General features: G+C 43.8%; 9 protein-coding genes. 8 read left to right on the top strand and 1 reads right to left on the bottom strand.

The annotated features are described in order from the left end of the window. Positions 1-604 (top strand): lactate/malate family dehydrogenase (locus B3763_RS02005; protein ID WP_286743081.1); only part of this gene is annotated, 604 nt, incomplete at its 5' end. Between the two features lie 88 nt (positions 605-692). Here B3763_RS02005 and B3763_RS02000 read toward each other — a convergent pair. Beyond that, a complete protein-coding gene (locus tag B3763_RS02000; RefSeq protein ID WP_189629772.1) occupies positions 693-1,241 on the bottom strand; it encodes a toxin-antitoxin system YwqK family antitoxin in 549 nt (182 codons plus the stop codon). Between the two features lie 287 nt (positions 1,242-1,528). On the opposite strand from B3763_RS02000, the gene B3763_RS01995 reads away from it, so the two are divergent. From B3763_RS01995 to B3763_RS01965, 7 genes are all read left to right on the top strand, one after another. Continuing rightward, entirely contained in the window at positions 1,529-4,141 is a 2,613-nt protein-coding gene (locus tag B3763_RS01995) for a hypothetical protein (RefSeq protein WP_286743078.1), read from the top strand. 19 nt (positions 4,142-4,160) lie between these two features. After that, on the top strand, positions 4,161-5,747 hold the full coding sequence (locus B3763_RS01990; RefSeq protein WP_229838592.1) for a mechanosensitive ion channel family protein: 1,587 nt from the start codon (positions 4,161-4,163) through the stop codon (positions 5,745-5,747). A gap of 5 nt (positions 5,748-5,752) precedes the next feature. Then, positions 5,753-6,892, top strand: coding sequence for a trans-sulfuration enzyme family protein (locus B3763_RS01985; protein ID WP_189629775.1), 1,140 nt, complete (start codon positions 5,753-5,755; stop codon positions 6,890-6,892). Positions 6,893-7,200: 308 nt separating this feature from the next. After that, positions 7,201-7,575 (top strand): hypothetical protein, encoded by a 375-nt coding sequence (locus tag B3763_RS01980; protein ID WP_189629776.1) that lies wholly within the window; start codon positions 7,201-7,203, stop codon positions 7,573-7,575. 195 nt (positions 7,576-7,770) lie between these two features. Continuing rightward, positions 7,771-10,944, top strand: coding sequence for a VPS10 domain-containing protein (locus B3763_RS01975; protein ID WP_286743073.1), 3,174 nt, complete (start codon positions 7,771-7,773; stop codon positions 10,942-10,944). 158 nt (positions 10,945-11,102) lie between these two features. Next, entirely contained in the window at positions 11,103-13,214 is a 2,112-nt protein-coding gene (locus B3763_RS01970) for a tetratricopeptide repeat-containing sensor histidine kinase (RefSeq protein WP_286743068.1), read from the top strand. Next, a complete protein-coding gene (locus tag B3763_RS01965; RefSeq protein ID WP_189629779.1) occupies positions 13,214-13,939 on the top strand; it encodes a response regulator in 726 nt (241 codons plus the stop codon). The genes B3763_RS01970 and B3763_RS01965 overlap by 1 nt, the downstream gene beginning before the upstream one ends. Positions 13,940-14,567 lie beyond the last annotated feature (628 nt).

Here is a 14,567-nt window from a genome sequence, read left to right as displayed (position 1 = left end):
GATCAAGCATTCACCGAACGTAATCATCATTGTGGTATCTAACCCAATGGATACGATGACTTACCTAACTCACAAAGCTACCGGTTTGCCGAAGCACAGAATTATTGGAATGGGTGGAGCGCTTGATTCGGCTCGCTTTAAATATAGATTGGCCGAAGCTCTGGATGCACCTATTTCTGATGTTGACGGTATGGTGATTGGTGGGCATAGCGATACGGGTATGATTCCACTTACTCGTTTGGCTACCCGAAACTCTGTGCCGGTTTCTAAGTTCATTAGCGAAGAGCGCATGGAAGAAGTTAAGCAAGAAACCAAAGTTGGCGGAGCCACACTTACCAAGCTTTTGGGCACTTCTGCGTGGTATGCCCCGGGTGCGGCAGTATCGGCCATGGTTCAGGCCATTGCCAACGATTCTAAAAAAATGTTCCCTTGCTCATGCCTGCTGGAAGGAGAGTATGGCCTCAATGACATTTGTATAGGAGTGCCAACCCTTATTGGAGCTAAAGGTGTGGAGAGTATTGTAGAAATAGAGCTGACAGAATCAGAAAAAGCAGAGTTGGCCAGCAGTGCCGATGCAGTAAGAAAAACAAACAGCTTGCTTTAAAGAGCCGGTCTGTTAATTAAATAGAAAGGGTTGTCTATTTGAGCATGAAGTGCTTTACAGACAACCCTTTTTTAGTGCTTTTTTCTATTTACTGTTCGTAAATCACCGAACCTTTATCGTCTACAATCCTAAACTTGCTTTGCTTTAGAATGGAGATTTGCTCGCTGGTTTGCAAAGCATTTTGGTTTGCATCGAGAAAGATTAGTGTACCTTCTTCATAAGACTTAAGCTTTTTACCGGGGCCCTTGCTAATTTTTATATTTGTTAGCTTTTCTCCCTGCCCGTAAGCATTAAGGCCAACCTCAAACTGAACTTTGACCTCTCCATTGGCATAAAACTCTGTGAAATCGCCAAAAAGCTTATTCACCTTATAGTTACGAATGCTTTTGACGTCTCCATCTTCAAAGAATTCGGTTGCTTTGCCATGCAATCGGCCATCAAGTGCCGCATAGGTAAACTTGAGAATATTATTCTCATAGTAGTCGATAATTTCTCCCGTAACCGGTTTTTCCTTGTGGATATAAAGTCCTCCGGAAAAGTGAACTTCAGATATAAGTATCTTTTCTGCCACCTTGTCGGCAGAGATACAGCACACTATTAAACAGGTTAGAATCAGTTTGTTGAGTACAAGCTTCATAGGTCTATTTTAAAAATCAACGATTGGCGTGGTTGATTTTCAAGGTTAAGGTTGTTGATATGTGTTTTTAAATTTCTGGGTTAAATGTAAATTTTACAATACAGATTATTGCTGTCTATACTATCTAATTAACCATTTGAATTAACTCGAGTTGCAAAAATGAATTTTGTCCTTGACATCTCCAAGTGAAAACTTTTAAGTCAACTAATTCGCATAAATTGACACCTTTGTGGTTTAAATAGTTGTAAGGCTTATTTAACAGTTCAAGCATTAAACTTTAATTCACCTTGAAGTCTAAAAAAATCCTTTTTGTCGGTTTATTCGTGGTTTTAGCCGCATCCACTTATTGGTTGCTGGAGCTAAAACGGCCAAAAGTCAAAATAGAACACATTTTGCCCGAAACGAGTTTGTTCGTTTTGCATGGTAGCAATTTAAAGGCCAGTTTGTCTTCGGTTGAGAAGTTCGATTGGGTTGAAGCTTTGAAGGAGGTGCCGTTTGTGGAAACCCTATACAACTGGTCGGCCAAGGTAGATTCTCTGCAACAGTCCGGTCAATTGCGATCCGCTGTTACCTCTTTACCATTTTGGATTTCCTTCCATTCTACCGCGAGCGATGAGGTAGCTCCACTGTATGTTTTGCAAGCCGATGGCTTTCAATGGAATGAAGAGAGCATTATTACTATACTTCAGGAAATCACAGGTAAAACCTTTACCACCAGCCTTCAGGTGTTCAACGACTATGAGCTTATTAATGTGGTGCATGAAAGCTCCAGACTTGTGATGCTCATACAGGGCGATTATTTGGTCATTTCAGAGGAAAATATCCTGGTAGAAGATGTGGTCAGGGCCTTGCAGAATGAATCGAGCCGACTAGTTGCTGGCGCAATGGAGGCTTACCCTGAGTCCGATATTCAACTGGTGCTAAACACTAAGCGTTTGAGTGAACTGGAGCGGGTATTTTTTAAAGAAGTGAAGCAGCCTCAGGTCAGAAAACCTGAAATTGCATTTGTCGGACTGAAGTTTACAACCGAGGGTATAGAGGCCAGAGGAGCCGCCTATCTGCAATCTCTATTGGAAGCAGGGGAATCGTCTATTTTTGGTAAAAATCTGGTGCCTCTGTCGGCTATAGATTTTTCATGGAGACCCTTTAAGATTGGGATGGAAGAATTCGAACCCTTGTTAAAGGGGGAGCTATTGAGTGTTACCCTCGACATGAATTTTTCTGATGTGTCAAAAGTCCTACTTATAAACACCACCGATACGGTATACTTAAGAAGAACACTAGAACGAATATCAGAACAGTATACTAGTCCTCAGGATTCAGCTGTTTACAGCGAATACTATTTAAGTACCTATTTGGGCTTTGTTCAGCAAGACGATTTTGTAAAAGAGCTTACCGGCCTGGAGGAGCCCATGGGAGCTCCGTATTATGCCATTTTTCAAAATGCGTTGATTTTGAGTGATAATCTTGACGCCTTGAAAACCGTAATGAATGAGTTCGATAACGAATCGACTTGGGGTAAATCGGTACAAAAGAGGGAAATTCTGGATGATATTGTTCAGGAAACTAACCTCACCGTTTTTAAAGATTTTGCCTTTGCTTCAGAGTCAATGATAGATAGGCTTAAACCAAAGTGGCATGAATTTATTGAAGAAAAACCGGCTTTGAAACAGTTGTTTAAGCGTTTTCAGTTACAGTTGAATGCGAGCAATGCCAATTACCTTGTTTCTTCATTCGTTGCTTTTAACGAAATAAAACCACAGCTTTTGCCCGGCAATAAAGTTCCGGCTGGCCAAGAGCAAAGAGAGCTGAATATAAGGGCCAATGTATTTGCCGATACAACTCTTATTACCAAGCCATTTGTAGTTCGGAATCATGTGAACGCCAGTTTGGAAGTTATTTTTCAGGACCACAACAATACACTCTATCTGGCTTCGAGGCAGGGCGATGTGCTTTGGAAGCTACCCGTTGAAGCTCCGGTAATTGGCCCTATTCATCAAATAGACTATTTCAACAATAAAAAACTTCAATACCTCTTTTTTACCGATTCATTGGTACACCTTATCGACCGCAATGGCGAAGTAGTTGAAGGCTTTCCAAAACCATACGAGGCGCCCATGGCTATTGAAGGCTCTGCAGTGGTAGACTATGACAATAGCAAACGCTACAGGTACCTGACCCGCGACAGGAGGGGTAATATTAGTTTGTTCGATAAAGAGGTAAACCTTCTGGAAGGCTGGAATCCCAATGCTATGGAAGGAAATCTTTTACAAACGCCCTTCCATGTACGAGTGAGGGGAAGAGATGCTTTTGTAGCCGTGGAGGTTACCGGAGAGATTTCTCTTTTGAATCGAAGGGGAGAGTATTATCAAGGCTTCCCACAAAAGTTCGATCAAAGGTTTAGTGGCGATGTAGCCTTTCTTAAAGGGCCCAATTTTGCGGGAACTCAAATTGCGGTGATTGGCCAGGAGGGTGAATTATTGAAACTTAATCTGGAGGGTAAACTCGTACAGAGCAAACAGTTCTTTAGGCCAACTACCCGCAGCATCTACAGCATGGTGAGTGATGTACTGGAAACCGGATATCGTGTTTTCCGAAACGATCAGAACCGAATAGCCTTTTTTGATATGGAAGGACAGGAGGTTTTTGAAATTCCGTTGGAAAACTCGGGCAATCTGGAGGTGGAGTTCTATAATTTCAGGAACGGCCGGGAGCTTTATGTGATCCGTGATAAGACTAAACAAACCCTTCATTTACTAAATGGAGAGGGTGTAGCTATAGCTCCTATCATTCCGGCAGCCCACAGAGTGAGCATTCTATACTACCAGAATTTATCAGAGTACGAAGTCTTTGTTAACTTCGCCAACCAAATGAATATATATACCATAGATGCGAAGTAGTTGTATCCGGATTTTTTTCTTGCTGACCTGCTGGCTGGGTTTAGCTACTACAGGTTTTGCTCAGGCCGATTCTCTGCCCGATGATTTTGCTAACCCCTATGAGGTTATTTACAATCACCTCAATTATTTGCAAGAAGATAATTATCTGCCGGCTCAGTCGGCCAAGTCGCTCTACAGGGGCAGTAGAACTCAAAAAGAAATAAATAACCTCGCCATTGAGCTGAAGCAGATTCTCGATGGCTCCGGCAATTTGGTGCGTATGGAAGACCTGCCAAAGGCCGCCAACTATTACGACTCGCTGCTCAAGCGCAATAGGTATGTTATAACTGATGACTTTCCTGAGCTCTATGTGCAGAAATACGGAGACCGATGGTTGTTTTCAGAATATTCAGTCGATCAAATTGACCGACTCCATAAGCAAGTTTATCCTTTTGGCACAGACAAGCTTTTGAACATTTTGCCCAATTTAGGTACAACCAAATACCTTGGGCTTCACCTGTGGCAGTATCTGGGTATTCTCATTCTACTTACTATTGGCTTTTTGGTGCACCTTATCTTTACGGTCGTACTCAGAAAGATACTTTTTGGCTTGCTGCATAAGTATGGCAAGATAGACCTGGCCAACCAGTTTCTCAATCCGGTGGTTAAGCCTTTCAGTTTAATGATCATTGCCTATTTGGCTAAAATACTGGTGCCGGTATTGCAGTTGCCACCATTTGCCGCTACGAATATTATACTTCTTGTACATGCTTTGGTGCCTCTTTTTGCGGCCATGTTCTTCTATCGATTGGTAGATATTCTGGGGCATTACCTTAAGCGAATGGCCGAGCGGTCAGAAAACACACTCGATGATCAATTGGTGCCTCTGGTTACCAAAGTGCTAAAAGTTTTTGTGGTTATAGTGGGCTTTGTGGCTGTACTGAGAGGGTTCAAATTTGACATATGGCCTATACTCACAGGGCTTTCTATTGGAGGTTTGGCTTTTGCTTTAGCTGCTCAAGATACACTCAAAAACTTCTTTGGTTCACTCATGATCTTCATAGATCGCCCGTTTCAGATTGGCGACTGGGTAACTTCGGGAGATATTGACGGAACTGTGGAAGAAGTAGGGTTTAGGTCTACCCGGGTTCGAACCTTCCGAGACTCCGTAATGTACGTGCCAAATAGCATAATATCGAACAGCATGGTCGATAATCATGGAAAAAGGCAGTATCGCAGGTTTTATACCCGCCTGTCCATTACATATGATACTCCGGCCCGGCTCATAGAGGTATTTGTAAAAGGGGTAGAGGAGATAGTGAAACAACACCCTCACACGCGTAAAGATTACTATAACATTTTTCTTAATGAATATGCCGGTAGCGCGTTGGAGGTAATGGTGTATATCTTCTTCAAAGTACCCGATTGGAACAGCGAGTTGCGATGCCGCCAGGAAATTATGCTGGAGGTGAACAAACTGGCGGAACATTTAGGGGTGAGGTTTGCGTTCCCGACCCAAACATTGATGATAGAACAAGTGCCTGGTCAAAAGAGCCTGACACCGGAATACAAACAATCCAAAGAAGAAATGGAGGCCGAATTACAAGCCTTCTTTAATAAAAAGTAAACGATATGCGATTCGACACGAAAGCAGTTCATGCGGGAGTAACCCCCGATCCTTCAACAGGAGCTATTATGACTCCTATTTTCCAAACCTCTACCTATGTGCAACAGTCTCCGGGAAATCACAAAGGTTTTGAGTATTCGCGTACCCAAAACCCCACTCGATTTGCTTTGCAAGACAGTATTGCGGCCTTGGAAAATGCCAGGTATGGCTTGGTGTTTGGTTCGGGACTGGCCGCCATCGATGCTGTAATAAAGTTGCTCAAACCGGGCGATGAGGTTATCAGTGCTAACGACCTTTACGGAGGAACTTACAGAATCTTTACCAAGGTTTTCGAAAACTTCGGTATCAAGTTTCACTTCATTGGCATGGAAGACGTAGCCAATATTGAGAATTATGTGAACGACAATACCAAACTCATTTGGTTGGAGACACCTACCAACCCTATGATGAACATTGTAGACATAAAAGGAGCTGCGGCCATTGCCAAAAAGCACAATATCATTCTAGGGGTAGACAATACCTTTGCTTCTCCGGCCCTGCAAAACCCTATGGATTTGGGTGCAGATATTGTAATGCATTCAGTAACAAAATACCTTGGCGGTCACTCCGATGTGGTGATGGGTGCGTTGGCTATGAATAGCGATGTGCTCTATCAGCGATTGGCTTTCATACAGAATTCATGTGGAGCCGTAGCCGGACCACAAGACTGTTTTTTGGTGCTAAGAGGTATAAAAACCCTTCACCTGCGTATGCAAAGACACTGCGAAAACGGGGAAAAAGTGGCTCGTTACCTTGCCGAGCATCCAAAAGTAAACAAAGTGTACTGGCCGGGCTTTGAGTCGCATCCCAACCATGCTATTGCCAAAGAGCAAATGAGAGGCTTTGGTGGAATGATTTCGTTTACCTTTCACGAAGATGATATGCAACAGTCGTTCAGGGTTATGGAGCGATTCAAAGTATTTGCCCTGGCAGAGTCTTTGGGAGGAGTAGAATCTATGGCTAACCACCCGGCCACCATGACACACGGTGCCATACCTAGAGAAGAGCGAATGAAAGTAGGTTTGTTAGATTCACTCATCCGTTTGAGCGTTGGTATTGAAGACGCAGACGATCTAATTGCAGATTTGGAACAAGCCATTGGTTAAGCATGAGGTAAAAAAATAAGAATATATGAAGTTGAGTCATTAAAATTTAAAGTACTCAACCAAATAAAATTGCTCGAAAATATCCCGCTACAGGCGGGATTTTTTGTGTCTGGCAATTCATCCGCAATTTTATACCGCTTAACTGTCATTTGAGCAACTCACTAAAAATATTCTACTTTTTTTAAGCTGATCGTTAAACTTTTTCAGAACTTTGTCGTCTAAATAAGCATAGGAAAACGAAGAATATTTGGTAATACTGAATTAACATCATCTAAACACAAACATAAAAATTCGAAACAACATTGGTCATGAAAAAGCAATTCACAACACAAAGAAAATGGTCGGCAATAGTTGCTCTGACCTTGGCAGTGGTAGTTACATTTATGGCGGCCCTTCAGTCTTACGGAGTAACCAAAGTAGAAGAGCTGATAGTATACGATATTAAAGGTTCGTTGGACAGGGCCTATGAAGAGGCTCTGGAGTCAGACAAGCTTTTTGACATAGAAGTTCCTTCGGCTCAACTCCAAACTATTAAAATATTCGATGCGGATGATAACCTTGTGTTATCGGTAGTGATGGAGAAAGATGGAGTAGTAGAAGATGAGAAAGCCAAAAAAATGCTCAATAGAGCAGAGTTTTTGGCCTCCTATTCAAATACATCTATATACAAACTTATCGATTAAAACGCTCCATACCGCATTCTCAAGACCCTCTTAGGAGCAGGCTTCTGGAAAAGAACAGCAGCCTGAAAAACTCCTTAGAGGGTCTTTCTTTTTGCCATTGGTATAAAAAATTAGCCCCTCTTTCTTAAAGTCTTCATCAGTTCATAACTTTTAAGTCTTTGAACTACTCAAATCATCAATATCAAACTAAGAACTATGAAGACTACCACAATTTTTAAGACGAAGCTTCTGGTGCTTGTCTTTGGCTTGCTCTTCTCTACAGTATTCGATGTAGAGGCCCAGCGCAGAAGGCGGGGAGAGCAACCCGAAGCCAGTGCTTCTGATCCTAAAGCCGATGTTTATAAAGGCATCGAGTGGCGTTCCATTGGTCCGTTTAGGGGCGGTCGGGCGTCAACTGTTTCCGGTGTTCCGGGCAAACCCCAGGTATTTTACATGGGAGCAACCGGTGGCGGAGTATGGAAAACTGAAAACGGAGGGCAAACCTGGAAAAATATTTCAGACGGCTATTTTGGCGGTTCCATTGGAGCTGTGGCCGTGAGCCCTTCCAATACAGATGTAATCTATGTGGGTCAGGGTGAACAAACCGTTAGAGGGAATGTCTCATCCGGATTTGAAGGTTTCTGGAAATCTACCGATGGAGGAGAAACCTGGACTAACATTGGTCTAAAGAACGCGATGCATGTAGGGCGTATAGTGGTGCATCCGAAAAATCCCGATATAGTATGGGCTGCCGTTATGGGCGACTTATTCAAGTCGAGCGAAACAAGAGGTATTTATAAGACTACCGATGGTGGGAAAACCTGGAAGCGAACTCTTTTTGCCAATGCCGATGCAGGAGCAGTAGACGTATCTATTGACCCCAATAACCCGGACTTTGTTATGGCAAGTACCTGGAGAGTGCGCAGAACCCCTTATAGCCTAACTTCCGGTGGAGAAGGTTCCGGTATTTGGAGGTCTAAAGACGGTGGAGAAACCTGGGAAAACCTAATGGACAAATCGGGAATGCCGCAAGCCCCAATAGGAATAAGCGGAGTGGCCATTTCTCCGGTAGATTCAGATGTGATCTATGCCATTATAGAAGCCAACAAAGGGGGCGTATATAAGTCTACCGATGGTGGGGAAACCTGGAGAAACACCAACTCATCGAGAGCATTGAGGCAAAGGGCTTGGTACTATTCCCGAATTTATGCCGACACCAAAGATGTGGACAAGGTTTACGTGATGAATGTGGCCTACCATGTGTCTACCGATGGTGGAAGAACTTTTGAGTCAAATGGGGCACCGCATGGCGATCATCACGATTTATGGATTGCTCCGGAAGATAATATGCGTTTGGTGATTGCCGATGATGGCGGAGCGCAGGTATCTTATGATGGTGGCGAGAGCTGGTCTACTTATATGAACCAACCCACTGCTCAGTTTTACAGGGTTACTACAGACAATGCGTTTCCGTACAGAATTTATGGAGCACAACAAGACAACTCAACTGTGCGAATTGCCCACAGAACCTCAGGTTTTGCCATCACAGAAAACGATTGGGAATCTACAGCCGGTGGAGAAAGTGCTCACCTGGCACCCAAGCCAGACAACCCCAATGTAGTATTTGGCGGAAGCTACGGAGGTTACCTGGAAATGGTAGATCATGATAAGGGCATAAGCCGCAACGTAAATGCCTGGCCAGACAATCCAATGGGACATGGAGCTGAAGACTACAAGTATCGCTTTCAGTGGAACTTCCCAATATTTTTCTCTCCACACAACCCCAATAAGCTCTATACCACCTCAAACCACGTACATGTTTCTACCAATGGAGGAGAGTCTTGGGAAATTATTAGTCCGGACCTTACCCGGGCCGAGCCGGATAAACTGGGTAAATCTGGAGGACCTATTACGTATGACGATACTTCGGTAGAGTACTACGCCACTATTTTTGCTGCCACCGAATCGCCATACGAAGAAGGATTAATTTGGGCAGGCTCAGACGATGGCCTCATTCATGTGACTCGCGATGGAGGAAAAAACTGGACCAATGTGACTCCTCCCGATATGCCTAAGTATCTTATGATTAATTCCATTGATGCAGATCCGTTTGTGAAAGGTGGAGCGTACATTGCCGGTACTCAATACAAGCTGGGCGATTATCAGCCATACCTGTATAAAACCAAAGACTACGGTAAAACCTGGACAAAAATTACCACTGGAATTCCTAACGATTACTTTACCCGTGTACTAAGGGCCGACCCGGAAAGGCAAGGATTGCTTTATGCGGGTACTGAGCGTGGAATGTTCATTTCTTTCGATGATGGAGCCTCCTGGAAACCGTTCCAGATGAACTTGCCTATTGTGCCAATTACCGACTTAACCATTAAGAACAACAACCTGATTGCAGCCACACAAGGGCGTAGTTTCTGGATGATTGATGACCTTACCATACTGCATCAGTTGTCCGATGAAATCGCAGCCAAAAATGTGCACCTTTTCAAACCAATGGATGCCTATCGTTTAATGGGCTCAGGCAGCAGCCGATTCCGTGGTGGTAGTGGTAATGCCGGATTGTTGTACGGAGAAAATGCTCCTACCGGACCAGTAATTTATTACAACATGAAGGAAGCTCCGGCCAAAGGCACCAAAGTATCCATAGAAATTTATGATAGCGAGGGTAAGCTAATCGATAGCTTCGATCAGAGAGACGTGAAGGCCGGACTCAATTCGTTTAACTGGAACATGAGGGTTGAAAATGCAGAAGGGTTTGACGGCCTGATTATGTGGGCAGCTTCTGTTAGAGGTCCGGGGCCATTGGTGCCAACCGGGCAGTACAGAGCCAGACTTAAAGTAGGCGATCAGGTAGAAGAAACTACCTTTAACCTCATCAAAGATCCCCGTTATCCTTCCACCGATGCCGACATCAAAGCACAATACGATTTCCTCATTAAAGTGCGCGACAAGGTTACCGAAACTCACAGAGCCATTAAAGACATTCGTGCTGCACGCGAGCAAATGAACGATTTAATGGACAAGATTAAAGGACAAGAGGAGTATAAGGATGTAGTTGAGGAAGGTAAAAAGCTATTGGCTAAAATGACGGAAGTAGAAGAAGCCCTCTACCAAACCAAGAATGAGTCAGGGCAAGATCCGCTCAACTTCCCAATACGTCTCAATAACAAGCTGGCTGCCCTTCTTGGAGTTGCCGGAGGAGGAGAGTGGAGACCTACTCGTCAGGCCGAAGAGGTAAGAGTGGAGCTGACTCAGCAAATAGATGCTGAGCTGACTAAACTCCGAAATATTATGAACAATGATTTACCGGCTTTCAACAATCTGGTGAAACAAAAGTCAGTAGACTACATTGTGATTAAGAAAAGAGATAACTAACCTTTGCTGTTAATAGAAAAGAGGCCTTTCGAAAGAGAGGCCTTTTTAATTTCTACTCTCGTCATCCTGTAATTTCAGACAGTTTCAGATAGCAACCTTTGCAAAAAGAAGGTATGTTTATAGTTGATTAAAGAAGACCCAACTCAGAATTACCTTAAATGAAACGAATCAAATACTGTAGAGGATTATCTCTCGTATTGATGGTGTTACTATCTTCCACCTCTCTTTTTGCACAGTCCAAAGTAGATTCCTTGTTGTCCGTTTGGCAAACCGCCACACACGATTCAATCCGGGTAGAAGCAGACATTGCCCTTATGAACCACTATAGGGTTCCTAATTCAGACTCTGCCATTTACTATGGAGAGCGGGCCCTCAAAACGGCCAATAACTCCTCTTTGATTGGCCTGCCGGAATATAAAAACAGGGTGCTGACCTATTTGGGCCTGGCCTATGGCTATTCATCCGATGGAAAACGAAAAGGGATTGAATACCTCAAACGAGCCATTCCTTACTTTCAAGCACAGAACAACCTAAACCAATTAGCCTATAACTATTTCTGTATTGGGTATTTCTTCGACAGTCATTTATATGAATACGATAGTGCTGTGGTCTATTTTACCAAAGCCACACAACTCAGCGATACACTAAATACAGCCTATGTGAGCGGAAGCTATAACAACGGTGGTCTATCTCTCTACCGACTTGGCCGCTATGACAAATCGCTGGAATACTACCTTACGGCCTTAGAAATGAGAAAAGAGAAGGGGAGTGTGTACGATGTAGCCTGCACTATTCTTAACATGGGCATGGCCTATGATAAGCTCAACCAGCCGCAAAAAGCCAAAAGTCATTATACCGAAGCACTGGCCGGTTTTATTGAAGCAGGCCATGTGCCCAACCAGGCCGTGAGCTATAAGAATATTGCCGATGTACTCACCGCTCAAGACAGTCTTAGTAAGGCCCTGGAATATTACGACAAGGCCGGTGAGCTTTTTAAGCAAGTCAACAGTACCTATCTTCTTTCAGACTGCTTTTTAAATATGGGTACCATTTACGTGAAACTGGGAGAGTACAAAAAGGCAGAAGATTTTTTGCTCAATGCAGAATCAACAGTACCCAAAGGGGCAAGCGATCGATTTAAAAGTCAGATATACACTCACCTGGCCCGTACCAAGAAAGCGCAGGCCGATTCGGTCTATGCCAACAACCGGTACTTAAAAAATACGGCCCTGCAATCAGGCGCAGCCTATGGAGAAAAAGCCTGGAGCCATGCCAATACCAGCAATTCGCTGGAGGTAAAAGTAATGGCGGCTCAAAGCCTGGTAGATATATATGATGAGCTGGGCGATTATGAGAGAGGTTTTCTCTATGCCAAACTGCTAAACGAAGCCAATCTGGAAACAGGCGAAAAAACTCAGTCAGATGCAATGGCGCGAATGGCAACCGAATATGAAACGGAAAAAGTAGAAGCGGAAAACGCGCTTTTACAGCAAACGCAAAGAACTCAAGAGGCTCGCCTAAAACAGCAAAACCTCATAATTTATGGAGGTATAGTGGTGTTAGTGCTCATACTAGCCATTGCTGTAATAGTTTACAAGAGTAGACAAAAGCTTCAAAAGGCCAACGCAGCCATAGAGAAGTCACTTTCAGAGAAAGAGGTATTGCTCAAGGAAATTCATCACCGGGTAAAGAACAACCTGCAAGTGGTTTCCAGTTTGCTCGACTTACAGTCCAGAGGTATAGACGATGAAAAGGCACTTTCTACTTTTATGGAAGGGCAAAACAGGGTCAAGGCTATGGCGCTTATTCACCAGAAGCTATACCAGAACGAAAATTTGGCCACCATAGATTTTGCAGAATATGCAGATCAGCTTATGAATGAACTAGCCACCATTTATCCCTCAGCCGGGGGCGTAAAAACTAAAATAAGCGCCAATGGCGATGCCCGTTTCGATATTGATACGGCCGTGCCATTAGGCCTGATACTCAACGAACTCATTTCCAACGCCTATAAGTATGCCTTCAAAGAAAACAAGGGTGAACTAAGCGTGTCTGTGACCTCTCTTGGGGAAGGCAAGCATCAGCTTACTGTGGCCGATTCGGGTGAGGGATTGCCGGCCGATTTCGATCTCACCAAAGCCAGAAGTTTGGGGCTTAGGCTGGTAAGAAGACTATCCAAACAGCTCTATGGTTCGGCCGAATATTATTATGAGCAAGGCAGTAAATTTATCATTACTTTCACCGATACTTTGGAAAGAAAAGCCATCTGATGAGCCGGGTTAAAATTTTAGTTGTTGAAGACGAAATTGTAATAGCCGATAATATTTGCCTCATTCTGGAAGACCTGGGGTACGAAGTACTTGAGCCGGCTATTAATTACGAAGAAGCACTGCAAACCATAGAAGCCGAAAAACCCGACCTGGCCATTTTAGACATTCAGTTGGGAGGGAAGAAGGATGGCGTAGACCTGGCCTGGACCATTAAGGAGCAGTTCGACTTTCCTTTTATTTTTTTAACCTCCAATGCCGATGCGGGCACCATTGAGCGTGTAAAGAAAGTGGCCCCTCCGGCCTATCTGGTAAAGCCTTTCAAAAAAGACGATCTATACACCTCCATCGAATTGGCTTTGCATAATTATACCGAGCAAAAAAACAACACCAAGGTAGAGGAGGAGCTTCTCATTAAAGATGCCATTTTCATTAAAGAAAAGAATCTCTTCCATAAGGTTAAGCTTAGCGATATTCGCTTTTTACGAAGCGACCATGTCTATGTAGAAGTGCATACCGTTAGCGGGCAAAAGCACCTCATCAGAGGTAGTTTAACAGACCTTTCGGAAAGGCTTCCTCAAAACTTCTACAGAACCCATCGGAGTTTTACTATCAATGTAGATCACATGGAGGCTATTAACTCCGCCTATGTGCTTATGAACAACGAGCAGATACCCATCGGAAAAAACTACCGGGACGATTTACTAAGGAAGATTCGTGTGGAATAAAACCCTTGGAGCACTTCATCTTGAACCGTGCGTCACCTAAGTAATATCCCACCCTCTATGGAATGTCTACCTCAGTAGCTACCTTCGGCTGCACCTCACCCTAAATAGCACGTGACCGCGAAAAGCAAGTCACCCTAAATAGCACGTCACCCTGAACTTGTTTCAGGGTCTACTCAAAAAAACATCGCCCTTAGTAATACGCCACCTCGAATAGCACGTCAGTCTGAGCAGCATCAATTCGAATAGCGCGTCACTCTGAATAGAACCTCACCCTGAACTTGTTTCAGGGTCTACTCAAAAAAACATCGCCCTTAGTAATACGCCACCTCGAATAGCAAGTCAGCCTGAGTAGCACATCAATTTGAATAGCCCATCACCCTGAATAGCACGTCACCCTGAACTTGTTTCAGGGTCTACTCAAAAAAGAACACCGAAAGCCCGCCAATCAGAAGACAGTACACAAAGCGGTCCCTTGCGTTACAATGGCCTTTCCAGGTCTCTAAAGCTAGTTTTTCAGCCTTTGCTCCGGGCAATAACTAAACCCGAAGAGGAGGAGGCTCAGAACAAAAAACACTACTTTCAGAACAATTGCTCAGGTTGCCAGCTATACATTATTATCTTTGTGCGC

The organism is Roseivirga sp. UBA1976 (genome assembly GCF_002336325.1).
Classification (GTDB): Bacteria; Bacteroidota; Bacteroidia; order Cytophagales; family Cyclobacteriaceae; genus Roseivirga; species Roseivirga thermotolerans.
The sequence above is the reverse complement of the archived record's forward strand: the minus strand, read 5'-3'. Positions and strand labels throughout refer to the sequence as shown.

Bases quoted from the DNA above. Each gene is read 5' to 3' on its own strand.
- B3763_RS01985 (WP_189629775.1), top strand. From the start codon at position 5,753: ATGCGATTCGACACGAAAGCAGTTCATGCGGGAGTAACCCCCGATCCT.
- B3763_RS01970 (WP_286743068.1), top strand. From the start codon at position 11,103: ATGAAACGAATCAAATACTGTAGAGGATTATCTCTCGTATTGATGGTG.
- B3763_RS01975 (WP_286743073.1), top strand. From the start codon at position 7,771: ATGAAGACTACCACAATTTTTAAGACGAAGCTTCTGGTGCTTGTCTTT.
- B3763_RS01965 (WP_189629779.1), top strand. From the start codon at position 13,214: ATGAGCCGGGTTAAAATTTTAGTTGTTGAAGACGAAATTGTAATAGCC.
- B3763_RS01980 (WP_189629776.1), top strand. From the start codon at position 7,201: ATGAAAAAGCAATTCACAACACAAAGAAAATGGTCGGCAATAGTTGCT.
- B3763_RS02000 (WP_189629772.1), bottom strand. From the start codon at position 1,241: ATGAAGCTTGTACTCAACAAACTGATTCTAACCTGTTTAATAGTGTGC.